The following is a 15,167-nucleotide window of genomic DNA, read 5'->3' as shown; positions in this document are numbered from 1 at the left end:
GCGTCGCAATTTCCGGCACGGGGTCCGGAATGATGCCGCCATCCGGAGGCGATGTCGGCGGCGCGTCGAGCGCTTCGACCGCCTGCTTCACGGCTGCCCGGTCTTCAATTTGCTTCCCGTCCATACGGAAGCTCCTTAAGTAAAAAGGTCATGAGCTTTGGTAAGCGCTGTCACCAGCGCGTCAGCCTCGGCCTTTGTGTTGTACAACGCGAAAGACGCACGGCAGGTTGCGGTAACCCCAAGCCTCTCCATCAGAGGCTGCGCGCAGTGATGACCGGCGCGAATAGCGACGCCCGACCGGTCGATGATCGTCGAAACGTCGTGCGGGTGCAGGCCGTCGATCGTGAACGAAAAGATCGAGCCTTTTCCCGGCGCAGTCCCGTAAAGCTTCAGCCACGGTAGCTCAGCCAGGCGTTCTGCCGCGTAGTGGCCAAGCTCCGCTTCGTAGAGCGAAATCTTTTCTCGTCCGATCTGCATCATGTAGTTGAGCGCGGCGCCCAGGCCGATGGCTTCGACGATGGCCGGAGTACCCGCTTCGAACCGGTGCGGCGGCTGGTTGTACGTCACGTTGTCGAGCGTCACGGTCTCGATCATATCGCCGCCGCCCTCGTAAGGCGGCATGGCGGCGAGGTGTTGGCGCTTCGCGTAAAGCACGCCTATACCCGTCGGTCCGTACGTCTTGTGCCCCGTGAAAACATAGAAATCGGCATCGAGATCGCGAACGTCGACGCCCATGTGCACGGCCGCCTGACTGCCGTCGACGAGAACCGGCACGCCCTTCGCGTGCGCAATCTTGATGATTTCCTTCACCGGATTGATCGTGCCGAGCACGTTCGACATATGCGTAACGGCGACAAGCTTCGTGCGCTTCGTGATCAGGCTCTCGAGCTTTTCAATGATCAGCTCGCCGCTATCCGTCATCGGCGCCCATTTCAGAACGGCGCCCTTCCGCTCGCGCAGGAAGTGCCAGGGCACGATGTTGGCGTGATGCTCCATGATCGTGATGAGGATCTCGTCGCCCTCGCCGATCCTGGGTTCGCCGAACGAACGCGCAACGAGATTGATCGCGCTCGTCGCATTGCGCGTGAAGATGATCTCGTCCTGATGCTCGGCATTGAGAAAGCGGCGCACGGTTTCCCGTGCCGCCTCATAGTGCTCCGTCGCGGTATTCGAGAGATAGTGCAGCCCGCGATGCACGTTCGCGTACTCGAAGCGATAGGCGTGATCCATCGCCTCGATGACGGAGAGCGGCTTCTGCGCCGACGCTCCATTATCGAGATAGACGAGCGGACGATCGTTCACCTCGCGAAAGAGAATCGGAAAATCGGCCCGAATGCTTTCGACGTCATAAGGCGCCGCCGTCAGCCCCGCGTGCGAGGCCGTGCTTCTCGCTACATCAATCGACGTTTCGCGTCCCATATGCCTATCCGCGTGGCGAGCGGCCGAGCCACTGCATCGCGTACGATGCAAGCGCCTCTCTGAGCCCCTCGTGCTCGACCTTGTCGAGCGCCTCACCAATGAACGATTCGATCATCAGCGCGCGGGCCTCCTTCTCAGGAATTCCCCGCGAGCGGCAGTAGAAGAGAAGATCGGAATCGAGTTCCGCACTCGTCGTACCATGACCGCAAACGACATCATCGGCGTAAATTTCGAGTTCGGGCTTTGAATCGAACTCGCAATCCTCGGACAGCATCAACACTTGCGCCATCTGCTTGCCGTCCGTCTTCTGCGCGTCGGGCCGAACAATGACCTTGCCCTGAAACACACCGCGGCCGTGACCGTCGAGAACGCCCTTGAACAGCTCCCGGCTTTCGCAACGCGGCACCGCATGGTCGACGACGAGTGTGTTGTCGACGTGCTCGGAATGCCGCGCCAGATACGCACCCGAAAGATCGAGCTTGCCGCCTTCGCCGTCGAAACGAATGTTGCTGCCATGCCGTGCAAAGCCGAGGTTCGACGAAAATTGGAAGCCGCGATAGGTTGCATTGGCTGCAAGCGTTACCTCGCAATTCGAAAGATGCAGCGACTTGCCTTCATCGACCGCCGACCTGACGTGATTGAGGGTCGCGCCCTTCCCGACCGACACTTCCGCAAGGGCATTGAGATGCGCGTCACGAACAGCTCCCGGCAGCACGACATTCGCTTCGACGATGGTCGCGCGTGCGCCTTCGCCGACCGTGATCAAATTCCGGACGGTAACGGCGTTCGCCTCGGAGCCCGCACGAACGAAAACGATCAGCAGCGGCTTGGCGACCGTCGAGCCCTTGGCGACGTCCACGATGGCGCCGTCGGTCATGAAGGCGGTGTTGAGCGCCTCGACGGCGTCCCCGCCCTCTGGCGTCGAAGCCAAGCGGACGACGGTCTCTTCCGACGCCGACTGAAGCGCTTTCCCGACGGTCGAGATCGCCAATCCCTTGGCATCCGCGATATCGCTGAGGTCTGCACGATGGTGGCCGTTCACGAACACGATGCGATGCGCGTCGACGTGAGCCAACGGCCCGAGCGCGACGATGAGTTCGCCGATGCTCAGCGGAGTCTTATCCTCGACGGCGGCAGGCAGCACCTCTTTGAGGTTGGCGCGCAGATCCGTGTATTTCCACTCTTCGATCCGCCGGTGCGGAAGCCCGAGACCGCCGAACGTGCCGATTGCCTCCGCACGGCGCGCCTTCACCGCCGCGCTGCCCGGAAGCTTCGCAGCGGCCGCCTCGAAGCTCTCCGAGATGGCCTGCTCCGCCTTGGTCTTCATAACTGCTACGTTCATTTCAGGCTGCCTTATGCGAGTATTCTGCGTAGCCGGATTTCTCGAGTTCGAGCGCGAGTTCCTTGCCGCCAGTCTTCTGGATGCGCCCGTCCGCGAGCACGTGCACCTTGTCCGGCACGATGTAATTCAAGAGCCGCTGGTAATGCGTGATGACGAGGAATGCGCGATCGGGCGAACGAAGCGCATTGACGCCTTCCGAGACGATCCGCAGCGCGTCGATGTCGAGGCCCGAATCTGTTTCGTCGAGCACGCACAGCGTCGGCTCGAGAAGTCCCATCTGCAGGATTTCCGAGCGCTTCTTCTCGCCGCCCGAGAACCCGACATTGACCGGCCGCTTCAGCATGTCGATATCGATGTTGAGCTTCGCGCCCTTCTCCTTCGCGAGCTTCAGGAAGGCAGGCGTCGTCAGCTCGGTTTCGCCGCGCTTCTTGCGAATGGAATTGAGCGCCGTACGAAGAAACGTCAGGCCGGCCACACCCGGAATTTCCATCGGATATTGGAACGCCAGGAACACGCCCTTCGCGGCACGCTCGTCCGGTTGCATGTCGAGGATCGACTCGCCATTCCAAAGGATGTCGCCGTCGGTGACTTCGTAGCCGTCGCGCCCCGCGAGCACATACGCGAGCGTCGACTTGCCGGAGCCGTTCGGCCCCATGATGGCGTGCACTTCACCCTTCGGCACCGTCAGCGAAAGCCCCTTGAGGATCATGCGATCCTCATCCGCCAGCTTTACGTGCAAATTCTTGATTTCAAGCATCTCAGCAACCGTTCCTATAAACTTCCGTTTGAATTCTTACCCCAGCGCCAACCCCACTCCCCGCTCGTCTTCGATTTCGCAAACAACGAAAAGACGACGACGACCGCGAGTGCGAGCGCCAAACCTAAACCGACGTCCCAAATCGAGTGCGGAGCACCGCCGGGAATCGGCAAAACAAAAAGCCGGAGAACCGCGAGCAGCGCCACCACCAAAACCAGCGTCGACGCCCAGCCCTTCCAGTTGATCGGCGTCGCGCCGTAGCCGTAGTCGGTCATGGCCTCACCTCAACGTTCTCACCCTGGCCGCTGTACCGTTCGCTGTTTCCCACTGACCACAGCTCTACGGGCAATCGATTTTCGGACGTTGACGGAAAAAACGGGACCATGCAGCACTGTGCGCGGTCTCGAGGGAAAGAATTCGAACCATGCTGCGGGTCGCCGCCCGCAAGAATTGCGGCCGCCGGCTCCGGCAACGGAGCCAGTGGCAACGTTCCCAAATTATGAGCCGGCATTCCGATCATCCCACGCTTCCTTCAAGCGAGATGCCAATCAGCTTCTGCGACTCAGCCATGAACTCCATCGGCAGCTGCTGCAGCACATCGCGGACGAAACCGTTGACGACGAGCGCAACCGCCTCTTCCGACGAAAGCCCGCGCTGACGGCAGTAGAACAGCATGTCGTCCGAGATCTTCGACGTGGTCGCCTCGTGCTCGAAATGCGCGCTCGAATTCTTCGCTTCGATGTAAGGCACGGTGTGCGCACCGCACTTGTCGCCGATGAGCAGCGAGTCACAGTTCGTGAAGTTGCGAACGCCCGTCGCCTTCCGGTGCGCCGACACGAGACCGCGATAGGTATTCTCCGAATAGCCCGCCGCGATGCCCTTCGAGATGATGCGGCTCGACGAATTCTTGCCGAGGTGGATCATCTTCGTTCCGCTGTCGACCTGCTGATAGCCGTTCGAAACGGCGATCGAATAGAACTCGCCACGTGAATAGTCGCCGCGCAGAATGCAGCTAGGATATTTCCACGTGATGGCCGAGCCGGTTTCCACCTGCGTCCATGAGATCTTCGAATGATGACCGCGGCAATCGCCACGCTTCGTCACGAAGTTATAGATGCCACCTTTGCCCTGGGCGTCGCCCGGGTACCAGTTCTGCACCGTCGAGTATTTGATCTCGGCGTCGTCGAGAGCCACAAGCTCGACGACCGCCGCGTGCAGCTGGTTTTCGTCGCGCATCGGCGCCGTGCAACCCTCGAGATAGGATACGTAGGCGCCGCGATCGGCGATGATCAGCGTGCGCTCGAACTGTCCCGTCTGCTTCGCGTTGATGCGGAAATAGGTCGAGAGCTCCATCGGGCAGCGCACGCCTTCCGGCACGTAGACGAACGAGCCGTCGGAGAACACTGCCGAGTTCAGCGACGCGTAATAGTTGTCCGACTGCGGCACAACCGAGCCCAGATACTTCTTCACGAGTTCGGGATGCTCGCGCACGGCTTCCGAGATCGAACAGAAAATCACGCCCGCTTTCTTCAGCTCGTCCTTGAACGTCGTGACGACCGAGACGCTGTCGAACACGGCATCGACCGCGACGCGCGGCGACGTCACACCCGCAAGAATCTCCTGCTCCTTGAGCGGAATGCCGAGCTTCTTATAGGTCTCGAGCAACTCCGGATCGACTTCGGCGAGGCTCTTCGGACCCTCGGTCGATTTGGGCGCCGAGTAGTAATAAAGATCCTGAAAATCGATCTTCGGATAACGCACCTTCGCCCACGTGGGCTCGGTCATCGCCTTCCAGCGGGTGAACGCCTCGAGCCTCCAATTCAGAAGCCACTCCGGTTCGCCCTTCTTGGCCGAGATGTAGCGCACGGTCGATTCATCCAGGCCCTTCGGCGCCCGGATGCTGTCGATCACCGTCTCGAAACCGTACTTGTACTGGTCGACATCGATCTTCCGAACGTGATCGATCGTCTCCTGAACAGCAGCCATTTCTTCGTCTCTCTTTCAACGCCGCCAACCGGCGGCCCTTCAACTAAATGTCGTTACGCAGCGAGCGCCGGCGCCCCTGCGATCGTCGTCCATGCGGCCAGAAATGCCGCGATGTCGTCCTTCGTCGTCGCCGGTCCGAGACTGATGCGGATGGTGCCCGCAGCAATGTCGTGACCTAATCCCATCGCTTCGAGAACGTGGCTCGCGCCGACTTTGCCGGATGAGCAAGCCGAGCCGGCGCTTACAGCGATTCCGGCGAGATCCAACCTGATGACCAGCGTCTCGGCCAGCTTCCCGGGAAGCGCCAATGCGGTCGTATTTCCGAGGCGCGCTGCGCCTTCGCTGATGATCACGACATCGGGATTGATGCGTTTTACGTCGGCCTCGAACTCATCCCGCAAAGCTCGGATGGCCGGCGCCGCCTGCAAGTCACGAAGCGCGGCTTCTGCAGCTGCGCCAAATCCGGCGATTGCCGCGACGTTCTCTGTTCCCGCCCGCCGCCGCCGTTCCTGGCCGCCGCCTCGAAGTAAGGGCACAAGATCTATATGGTCGCGAATGACCAACGCGCCAATACCTTTAGGCCCGCCCAATTTGTGCGCGGAGAGCGCCAGCGTATCGACCCCGAGTGCGGCGAAATCGATCGCCATTCGGCCGGCCGCCTGCACGGCATCCGTATGCACGCTGAGCCCATGCGATCGCGCCAGCCCGGCCATTTCCGCGACAGGCTGAACGACACCGGTTTCATTGTTGGCGAGCTGGAGCGCAAGAAGGGATGGCCGCGCAAAGCCCCGCGGCAATACCTGCTCAGTGACGTCTTTGACGTTCACCACACCGTTCCGGTCGACCGGCAGCATGATGATTTCGCCGTGCGCAGAACGGACCGGCGCGAGGACCGAATCGTGCTCGACGCCGCTCGTCAAAATCGACGCCCACGGCTGCGCGATCACCCAGTTGTTGGCTTCCGTCGCGCCGCTCGTGAAAACAATCTCGGACGGCTTCGCGCCGATCAGACGCGCGACGCTTTCGCGCGCTCCCTCGACGACCGCGCGAGCGCGACGTCCTTCCGCATGAACCGATGAAGAATTGCCGACGACGTCGAGCGCCGCGATCATCGCAACCTTGGCCTCGGGCCGAAGCGGCGCCGTGGCATTATAATCGAGGTATGTTCGCTTTCCCGCTGGTCGCGCGGCAGCGGCTGCGAATATCGGCCGCGACGAATATCGCCCGCCCGTAATGACGTCGGCGAGATTGACGGAGGACAGGAACTGCCCCGTCGACTCACTGAGCGCGCTCCAAAGCCAATGCGTGACACAAGGCGTCGCGGTAGAGCAGCGCGGATCGTTATGCGAGCAACGGGTGAACCGCGTATCTTCCTCGACCGCATCCATGACCGCAGCAATCGAGATTTCCGCGGCAGGCTTGGAAAGCCGGTAACCGCCGGACCGGCCGCGGGCGCTTTCGACGAGGCCGGCGCGGCGAAGTGGCACGAAAAGCTGCTCAAGATAGGCAAGCGGCAGGCTCTGCCGCTCAGCGACGACCGATAGCGCTATGGCGCCTTCATCGGCATGCCCGGCGAGATCGGCCATGGCCATGACCGCGTAGCGGCCTTTGGTCGTCAATTCCACGTTTCTAATCTCCGGACTATCGTCGCCCCAAGTGGCGACGGAATCCAAACCTTGCGTCCGGCACCCCGGACTGTGCTAAGAGAGCCGCCCTGATCCAATGCCTTTTGTAAACGAGCCAGGACCCCAGTATTTCGAACGGTTCTAAAGTTATGGAAATCCTGAGCGCCGGAGTCAAGGATTGAGATTCGACCCACAAGGATTTGATCGCCCGGAGGCCATACATTGGCTTCCCCAGTCGCTCTGAAGCCAACGCCTGAACCCAATCACCCGAAAAAACCGAGTAATCTCCGATGCCCGAACTTATTATCAATGGCCCAGGCGGACGCCTGGAAGCCCGGTACCATCACGAAAGCAACGGCGACAGCCCGATCGCGCTGATTTTGCATCCCCATCCCCAATTCGGGGGCACGATGAACAATCAGGTCGTCTATTCGCTCTACCACACCTTTGCCGCACGTGGATTTTCCGTGCTGAGGTTCAATTTCCGCGGCGTGGGTCGCAGCCAGGGCGTCTGGGATGGCGGCCCGGGCGAGCTTGCCGATGCGGCATCCGCTCTCGACTGGCTCCAGCAGGTTAAGCCCGACGCCAAGACGTGCTGGATCGCCGGCGTGTCCTTCGGAACGTGGATTGCCATGCAGCTGCTGATGCGGCGTCCCGAGGTCGATGGCTTCATCTGCGTCGCCCCGCCGTCTAATCTCTACGACTTCTCCTTCCTCGCGCCCTGCCCCTCTTCGGGCCTGATCATCAACGGCGACATCGACCGTGTCGTCCCGACGGCGTCGGTCGCCGAAATGGCCGCAAAGGTTAAGGTGCAAAAAGGCATCAAGATCACGCATGAGGTCGTGCCCGGCGCCAACCACTTTTTCGAGAACAAGATCGAAGAACTCGGCGGCATCGTCGGCAGCTATCTCGACGACCGGATGATCCAGTTCGAACAGGATCGCGAACGCAACAAGGAACGCGAGCGCGAACGCGAACGCGAACGCCAGCGCCAGCGCGAACTCGAGCGCATGGAAACCCAGAGCACCCCGGCGGCGGCGGCGGCCACCGAGGACGACAGCGACGACGAATAAGTTCGTCGCCGAACTCTCTAAAAGCTGGCTTCCTAATGAACCACATGAGCGGTGGGGTCTGCGCGCAGCCCCCCGCTCATCGGCTCGGCAACGCCGGTGGTTCCAGGATAAGTGATCGGCAAACCGCGGATTGAGCGAACAGCCAGATAGGCCCACGCTTCCGCTTCCAAACTGTCGCCATCGAGCTCCACGGTCTCGGCGGGCACGACCGCATTTTGAACCTGCTCTGCAAGCATCCGCATGATCGCACGGTTCTTGCGGCCGCCCCCCGCGACGATCCACAGCTCAGGCTCGGCGGGCATGTGCTCGCGCGCTCTGGCGATGGCCCGCGCCGTGAAAGCCGCAAGCGTCGCCGCCCCGTCATCGACCGAGAGATGGTCGACGAGATCAGTCGAGAACGTATTCCGGTCGAGTGACTTCGGCGGCGTCTCTGGGAAGTAGCCGTGGCTCAGAAAAAGCCGCACGGCTTCCTCGTCGACATTGCCGTTCGAAGCGGTCGCCCCGTTGGAATCGAGATTCGCGCCGGTTTTCCGCGCCATCCAATCGTCGAGCAACGCGTTGCCCGGCCCCGTATCGAACGCCAGCAGATTGCCGTCGTGGCCGATCCACGTCACGTTCGCGACGCCGCCGATGTTGACGACCGCGACCGGCCGTTGCGGCAGCTTTGACGTGAGCGCGCGATGGTAAACTGGAACGAGGGGCGCGCCTTGCCCGCCCGCGTCGACGTCGGCAGCGCGGAGATCGTAGACGACGGGACAGCGCGTGAAATTGGCCAGAAGTTCGCCGAGCCCAAGTTGCACGGTCAAGCCCGCCTCAGGCTTGTGAAGAACGGTTTGGCCGTGAAACCCGATGACGTCGACCGACGCCCCGTCGATCTCAGTATCCTTGAAAAACTGGCTGACGGCGACAGCATGACACTCGGTCAGAGCCCGCTCGGCCTCCGCCAGTGAGTGATTGCGATCTTCCCGCGACTCGAGACCTCCAGCGTCCGCAATCGCGTTGATGAGCATGCGCCGCATGGCGTCGTCATAGGGATAGGTCCGCGCCGGGCCGCGGCGAACAATGTCCTCCCCGTCCGTTTCGAGAAGGGCTACGTCAACGCCATCGAGCGATGTGCCGCTCATCAGCCCAATCGCCCGCATCAACTTGCCCATGGGCACCTTCCCGTGCATGGTGTCGCCCGCCCGCGACACGGCTCGATTAGAGCAGCCCGCGGCCACCCAAGCGGAAGCCAATAATAACGATGTCGACACCGAAATCCGAATTTCTCAAGATTATGACCGAGCGCGGCTTTGTTCACCAGAGCTCGGATATCGAGGGCCTCGATAAATTGGCGAGCGAGGGCCGCCTCGTCGCCTATGTCGGCTACGATTGCACCGCGCCGTCGCTGCATATCGRCCATCTCCTGTCGATCATGATGCTCCGCTGGATGCAGACATCCGGCGCGGGCAAGCCGATCGCCCTGATGGGTGGCGGCACCACGCGTATCGGCGATCCGTCCGGCAAGGACGAGACGCGCGTATTGCGCACGGTCGAAGAGATCGAAGCCAACAAAGAGAGCATCAAGCAGGTCTTTGCGGAATTCCTGCGCTTCGGCGATCAGAAGACCGATGCACTGATGGTCGACAACGCGGAATGGCTGGCGCCGCTGAATTATATCGACTTCCTACGCGACGTCGGCCGCCACTTCTCCGTTAATCGCATGCTGACGATGGACAGCGCAAAGCTGCGGCTCGAGCGCGACCAAGAGCTGTCGTTCATCGAATTCAACTACATGCTGCTTCAGGCCTACGACTTTGTGGAACTCAACCGCCGGTATGGCTGCAACTTGCAGATGGGCGGATCGGACCAGTGGGGCAACATCGTCACCGGCATCGACCTTGGCCGCCGAATGGGCATCAAGGAGCAGCTCTACGCTCTGACGTGTCCGCTGTTGACGACCGCATCCGGCGCGAAGATGGGCAAGACCGCCGCCGGCGCGGTCTGGCTGAACGAAGCCCAGCTTTCCGCATACGATTACTGGCAGTTTTGGCGAAACACGGAAGACGCGGACGTCGGGCGCTTCCTGAAGCTCTTCACATTCCTGCCGCTCGACGAAATCGCCAAGCTCGAGAGCCTTTCGGGCTCCGGGATCAACGAAGCAAAGAAAGTTCTGGCGACGGAAGCAACCGCCCTTCTGCACGGCCGCGAAAAGGCCGAGGCTGCAGCCGAGACCGCGCGCAAAACGTTCGAGCAGGGAACGCTCGCGGATGATCTTCCAACGATCGAGATCCCCCGCGCCGATTTGGATGCCGGGCTTGGCGTTCTGACGGCGTTCGTGAAAGCGGGCCTTGTCGCGTCGAACAGCGAAGCCCGCCGGCAAATCCAAGGCGGCGGCCTGAAGGTCAACGACGAAGCCGTGACGAGCGACAAGGCAACCGTCGGCACCGCCGACGCCGGAGCGAACGGCGTCATCAAGCTTTCGCTCGGCAAAAAGAAGCACGTGCTTCTGAAACCGGTCTAACCACCCGCTCAGTGGTTGGTCGTCGTCGACGACCAACCGTCGACCGCCTCAGCCTCCTTCGGAGCGGGCTTCTTCGCCTTGGCCTGCGCTGGCGCCGGTGTCTTTGCTTTTGACTTCGGCTTGTCGCCCGCAACGGAGGGAACGGGCGGCGCCGCGCGCACGCGGTCCTCGACCGGCTTTTGCGGAGCCCGGTCTTCGCGCACCTGAATGGTCGGATCCATCGACGTCATCTGGAATATGTCCCGGAATATTCCAGGCGCGACGAGAGAGAACGGGTTGACGATAACCTGCGGGTCGGACGTCGGCCCCTGAACGGCAAATGTCATTCCGACAATTCCCTCGCCCTGCGAGCCCGAAAGGATCTGCCCGAGCAGCGGAATGTCGCCGAGTGCGCCATTCAAACCCTGCAACGGAATGTAAGTGCCGCCGATGTTTACGCGCTTCGTCCTGAAATCGACCTTGCCGCGAAGCGTTGCGCCGAGCAGCGGCCCTTTGAGATAGGATTCCTGCAGCACGAACTGACCGTATCCGACCGAGAAGGGCGCGCGCATTCGCGTGAAATCGAAAACCTCGCGCGTAACTTTGCGGTTGCCGCCGATCGCCGGACGCCCATCATCAGCGCTGCTGACGACTTCGGAAACGATCGGATCGCCCAGAACCCTGAAATTGTCGACGACGAGAACGCCGGTCTTTTCCGCGGGCCCAGCGCCGTCGAGCCCAACTTCGAGCTGCATCTTCCCGCCCGTCATATTGGGATAGAAGTTCACGAGCTTCATCACCTGGCCCGCGTCGCTCGAGGTAACGACCAATCTCCGCCCACCCTGGCCTTGATCGAGTTTCGCGACGAGCAACGCTCCCCCGTCAAGCGTACCCTTGGCATCGAGGCTCGCGAGATTTCCGTTGCGCATTTCGATCGCCATCTTGAGATTGCGCAACGAAACGTCGGAGCTACCGATGACGTTCGCGAGGTCGACGGTAACGTGCGCACCAGGCGACGACGCCTTGTCCTTCCGGTCCGGACCGTCGCCGACGCTGAACAGCGAACGGAAGAAATTTCGCGCATCGAAATTCGATCCGGCGATTTTGATCGTCCAAATGTCCTCCTTGCTGCGCGATCCACTCATGTCGAGCCGCGAGATGACGTTCAGATTGACCCCAGGAAAATCGAATTCCTTGACCTTGTTGTCGGTGCCGATGACGATCCGCCCATCGGCGGCGATATCGTCGCTGATGACCTTGAAGTTCTGCAATTCCGTGTCGCGACCCGGGCTGCTGACGATATCCGCGTCAAGGCTCGCTGTCCGGCCCGCAGGCTTGCGCCATTGCAAATGTTCGAATGTAAGCTCCGCCTCCGTCAAATCGGCATGCAACTTGATCGCAGGCTCTGGCCGATCACCCTTCTGCAAGGAAATTTCGACCGGGACGACGCCATGAACGAGGTTGTTGATGTCGAGGCCGAGCTGCGTGCGATCCGTCTCGTCCAGCTTCGCGACGATCTTGACCGGCGGCTGCTGCCCCGCATCCGGGCCGAGTAGCCGCTGTCCGACGACCTTCGCCGGGATGCCATTGATGAGCAGATCGCCCTTCGCATCGAGCGACGTGTCGGTGAGTGTAAGATCGAGAGTAAAGCCTTGAACATCGAAACGGCCGGCGACTTTGCCGAAGCGACCGTCGGATACGCGCGCTTTGCCGGTAATGGTCATATCGTCGCCGGTAACCCCGGGGACGAACGGCAGCTTGATCACAAGCTGGGCGTCCACCTTGCCTTCACCGGCTTTCGGCAATGGCGACGCATCTCGCACAGCCCGGACCGGAAGCTGCTCCATGGCTTCAAGGAAGGGACCAAGATCTCCGACAGCCGAAAAAGCGATCTCGCCGTTCGTCCGAGGCGCCAGGATGTCGTCCGTCGTCAGACGCCCGTTCTTGAGCGGCAGCTGCCCGCCGCTCGGCAATGCGACAGAGCCTTCGGGCACAGTGATGTCGAGCACATTGTCGTTGATGCGGATCGATGCGCTCGGAGCCGCAATCGCCTGCATGCCGGGCAACGGCGTGAACACCGCGTTACTCGCCTCGAAACTCGCACCGACTCGCTCGAGCTCAGTCGAAACGGAGCCGGGTTCCATGCCACCCACGTTGCTGTTCGTGAACCGAAGAACTCCCCCTTTGAAGTCGACGGCCGACACGTTCTTGCCAACCCAGTCGCGCGTCCCGGTCGCCACCGCACGCGGCCATAGCGCCTTGAGCGTCGCAAGCGGCATCGGTGAAACGGCGAACTCAGCCGACATACTCTGACCTTGTGGTCCCGCCTGCGTCGTCGCCTTGATCGTCGCCTCGCCGCCACCACCAGCAAGGCGGAATTCGGTAAGATCGATGAAGCCCCTCCGGGGTATAATCGTGCCGCGCGCCGACCAGTTGTCGATGGTGACGGGAGGCACGTTGAATTCCGACGCCTCGAAAACACCATTCTTGCCGTCGAGCGCGAAGAGCCACTGCGGCGGATCCGTTCCTTTCGCAACGTCGGTCATGTTCCCGGTGAACATCATTGTGCCGTCGGCCCATTTCACCGGGCTCGGCTGCAGCTCCCAATGCCGGGCCTTGCCATCGAACGTCAGCTTGAAGAGACCGGCCGTGACCTCCATCGGGTGGACCAGATGCGGAAGCCGCACGCGTCCTGCACCGACTTCGACGGCGAGTTCGCCGCTTTCGATATCGCCGACGCTCGAAAGCTCGATCGTGGCATCGCCCGAAACCGGAAATTCGAAGTTGCCGAGCAAGGCTAGCGGCGGCGCCGCGGCTGCGAGCGACGATGGAACGAGGTCGCGGATCGTTGCCTTCACATCGAGCTTGCCGGTTTGAACGCTTTCGTCCGTCAGGAACGATACGGACCATGCCCCCCTTGGCGACGCGACGGTCGCGCGGCCGGAGATGACGCTTCGCCGCTCGGCGTGATTGAAATCGACGCTCGCCTCATCAATGCGCCATGAGCTGCGCTGGCCCTCGTAGTCGACGACGACCGTCGCATTCGAAAGACCGAATTCCGTCAGATACGAAGTCGCGTCGAGGCGCTTTCTGGCGCGACGCGATGACTCGCTCAGCATCTTTGCGAGATTGACCTTCGTTCCCGCTTCCACCGCCGAGCGCGGAGGAACGACCGTTGTTCCCGGGTTGGCGACAGGCGGCGGAGCGGCAGGGGTGCTACCATCCGGACGCACCGGCGTCGGCTTCGGGATCGCCCGCTCGAAAACAAAACCGGATTTCTCGGAATAGGCCAGCGCGATGATCGGATCGATGAGTTCAATGCGCGCCGGAACAATGCGTCCGCGCGCCAGCGCCGCCATCGAGATGTTTACGGCGGCAAGCGGCGACGAGAGCACAACATCGCCGCCCTGCTCGAGCACGCTCACGTCTCTCAAGCGGAATTCCAACTCGCTGTTTGGCCCAAGCCTGAGTTCGGCGCCGTCGATTTTCACCGAGCTCGTAACGAGTTCCGCGTTGATGCCGCGCTCGATCGGCGAGACGACGAAATCAAAAGCGATCGGACCATGCTTCAGCCGTACATAGAGCAGGCCGGTCGCCATCATCGCAAGCAACGCCAACGGCACGACGCAATAGAAGAGAACGCGGCAGCCGCTAAAGAAATGCCGGAGACCGGCAGACGCGGCTCCTTCTTCTTCGTCAGCCAATGCAGGCTCGGACGGAGCCGTCGCCACGCGCTGCGAAACAGCAGTTCGTGGCACGACATTTAGCTGCGCGCTTTGATCGGCGTCGCGCCGATTTGGAGGGCGCCCGCCGGTTGCCAGTTTCGTCAACGCCGCTCCCCAAAAACCCCCGCGGGCCATACCGGCCCGACCCCTCGTGCTGTCGCCGGGAACGGACAAAAAAAGCTTTCAAAAAGAAAGTCTAAATCTGTCTGGCCTCCGCTCGCTCGACGTGTCAGCTACAGTGCCGAAAAGCGACAAAAGAAAGGCACGTTCAAGATGATCGAGGATGGAAAGAAGGCGCCTGATTTTAGCTTGCCTGATGACATCGGTGGAGAGATCCGGCTTTCCAAATTGAAGGGCCGCATAGTCGTCCTTTATTTCTATCCGAAGGACGACACTTCGGGTTGTACGCAGGAGGCAAAAGATTTCTCCTGCCTCGCCGAAGAATTCGCAGCCGCAGGAGCCGACATCATCGGCATCTCCCCCGATAGTCCAAAGAGCCATCAAAAATTCAAAACCAAACACGGCCTGTCCGTTCGCCTAGCTGCCGACGAGCAGAAGGAGACCGCGATCGCCTATGGCGTATGGGTCGAGAAGTCGATGTACGGCCGGAAATACATGGGCGTCGAACGCTCGACCTTCCTGATCGACAAATCGGGAAAACTTCTCCGCAGCTGGCGCAAAGTCCGCGTTCCGGGGCATGCCGAAGAGGTTCTAGAGACGGTTAAAGCGCTCAAATCCTGATCAAAACGGTGCGAATG

The 15,167-nt window shown here is 61.2% G+C and carries 11 protein-coding genes; 3 read left to right on the top strand and 8 right to left on the bottom strand.

Annotated elements, in window-relative coordinates:
- Positions 1 to 135: 135 nt before the first annotated feature.
- From AC1DK3_RS13300 to AC1DK3_RS13275, 6 genes are all read right to left on the bottom strand, one after another.
- Complete coding sequence (locus AC1DK3_RS13300) at positions 136 to 1,419, bottom strand: cysteine desulfurase (RefSeq protein ID WP_477192661.1); 1,284 nt, start codon at positions 1,417 to 1,419, stop codon at positions 136 to 138.
- 4 nt (positions 1,420 to 1,423) lie between these two features.
- The gene (gene sufD / locus AC1DK3_RS13295; RefSeq protein ID WP_477192660.1) at positions 1,424 to 2,761 is read right to left on the bottom strand and encodes a Fe-S cluster assembly protein SufD; all 1,338 of its coding nucleotides are present in this window, start codon (positions 2,759 to 2,761) and stop codon (positions 1,424 to 1,426) included.
- Position 2,762: 1 nt separating this feature from the next.
- Positions 2,763 to 3,518 carry a Fe-S cluster assembly ATPase SufC gene (sufC, locus tag AC1DK3_RS13290; RefSeq protein WP_477192659.1) on the bottom strand — a complete coding sequence of 252 codons (756 nt, stop codon included), beginning with the start codon at positions 3,516 to 3,518 and terminating at the stop codon, positions 2,763 to 2,765.
- A 14-nt stretch (positions 3,519 to 3,532) separates the two neighbouring features.
- On the bottom strand, positions 3,533 to 3,793 hold the full coding sequence (locus AC1DK3_RS13285; RefSeq protein ID WP_477192658.1) for a hypothetical protein: 261 nt from the start codon (positions 3,791 to 3,793) through the stop codon (positions 3,533 to 3,535).
- 241 nt (positions 3,794 to 4,034) lie between these two features.
- Positions 4,035 to 5,504 carry a Fe-S cluster assembly protein SufB gene (gene sufB, locus AC1DK3_RS13280; protein WP_477192657.1) on the bottom strand — a complete coding sequence of 490 codons (1,470 nt, stop codon included), beginning with the start codon at positions 5,502 to 5,504 and terminating at the stop codon, positions 4,035 to 4,037.
- A gap of 53 nt (positions 5,505 to 5,557) precedes the next feature.
- The gene (locus AC1DK3_RS13275) at positions 5,558 to 7,129 is read right to left on the bottom strand and encodes an aminotransferase class V-fold PLP-dependent enzyme (protein ID WP_477192656.1); all 1,572 of its coding nucleotides are present in this window, start codon (positions 7,127 to 7,129) and stop codon (positions 5,558 to 5,560) included.
- Between the two features lie 290 nt (positions 7,130 to 7,419).
- On the opposite strand from AC1DK3_RS13275, the gene AC1DK3_RS13270 reads away from it, so the two are divergent.
- Positions 7,420 to 8,202 (top strand): alpha/beta hydrolase, encoded by a 783-nt coding sequence (locus AC1DK3_RS13270; RefSeq protein WP_477192655.1) that lies wholly within the window; start codon positions 7,420 to 7,422, stop codon positions 8,200 to 8,202.
- Between the two features lie 32 nt (positions 8,203 to 8,234).
- Here AC1DK3_RS13270 and AC1DK3_RS13265 read toward each other — a convergent pair whose 3' ends face one another.
- Positions 8,235 to 9,356: an anhydro-N-acetylmuramic acid kinase gene (locus tag AC1DK3_RS13265; protein ID WP_477192654.1), complete on the bottom strand. Its 1,122-nt coding sequence runs from the start codon at positions 9,354 to 9,356 to the stop codon at positions 8,235 to 8,237.
- An 89-nt stretch (positions 9,357 to 9,445) separates the two neighbouring features.
- Here AC1DK3_RS13265 and tyrS point away from each other — a divergent pair, with 89 nt between their 5' ends.
- Positions 9,446 to 10,705, top strand: a complete 1,260-nt coding sequence (gene tyrS, locus AC1DK3_RS13260; protein WP_477192653.1) for a tyrosine--tRNA ligase — start codon at positions 9,446 to 9,448, stop codon at positions 10,703 to 10,705.
- 8 nt (positions 10,706 to 10,713) lie between these two features.
- On the opposite strand, the gene AC1DK3_RS13255 is transcribed toward tyrS, so the two are convergent.
- Positions 10,714 to 14,388: an AsmA-like C-terminal region-containing protein gene (locus AC1DK3_RS13255; protein WP_477192652.1), complete on the bottom strand. Its 3,675-nt coding sequence runs from the start codon at positions 14,386 to 14,388 to the stop codon at positions 10,714 to 10,716.
- Between the two features lie 294 nt (positions 14,389 to 14,682).
- Here AC1DK3_RS13255 and AC1DK3_RS13250 point away from each other — a divergent pair, with 294 nt between their 5' ends.
- Entirely contained in the window at positions 14,683 to 15,150 is a 468-nt protein-coding gene (locus tag AC1DK3_RS13250; protein WP_477192651.1) for a peroxiredoxin, read from the top strand.
- Positions 15,151 to 15,167 lie beyond the last annotated feature (17 nt).

Source organism: Hyphomicrobium sp. 01T421 (genome assembly GCF_056398805.1).
This window is presented reverse-complemented; position numbering and strand designations above follow the sequence as displayed.

What these genes read in the sequence shown, in the direction of transcription:
- AC1DK3_RS13285 (WP_477192658.1), bottom strand. Translation starts at nt 3,793, where the DNA reads ATGACCGACTACGGCTACGGCGCGACGCCGATCAACTGGAAGGGCTGG.
- sufD (WP_477192660.1), bottom strand. Translation starts at nt 2,761, where the DNA reads ATGAACGTAGCAGTTATGAAGACCAAGGCGGAGCAGGCCATCTCGGAG.
- AC1DK3_RS13265 (WP_477192654.1), bottom strand. Translation starts at nt 9,356, where the DNA reads ATGGGCAAGTTGATGCGGGCGATTGGGCTGATGAGCGGCACATCGCTC.
- AC1DK3_RS13300 (WP_477192661.1), bottom strand. Translation starts at nt 1,419, where the DNA reads ATGGGACGCGAAACGTCGATTGATGTAGCGAGAAGCACGGCCTCGCAC.
- sufB (WP_477192657.1), bottom strand. Translation starts at nt 5,504, where the DNA reads ATGGCTGCTGTTCAGGAGACGATCGATCACGTTCGGAAGATCGATGTC.
- AC1DK3_RS13250 (WP_477192651.1), top strand. Translation starts at nt 14,683, where the DNA reads ATGATCGAGGATGGAAAGAAGGCGCCTGATTTTAGCTTGCCTGATGAC.
- AC1DK3_RS13270 (WP_477192655.1), top strand. Translation starts at nt 7,420, where the DNA reads ATGCCCGAACTTATTATCAATGGCCCAGGCGGACGCCTGGAAGCCCGG.
- sufC (WP_477192659.1), bottom strand. Translation starts at nt 3,518, where the DNA reads ATGCTTGAAATCAAGAATTTGCACGTAAAGCTGGCGGATGAGGATCGC.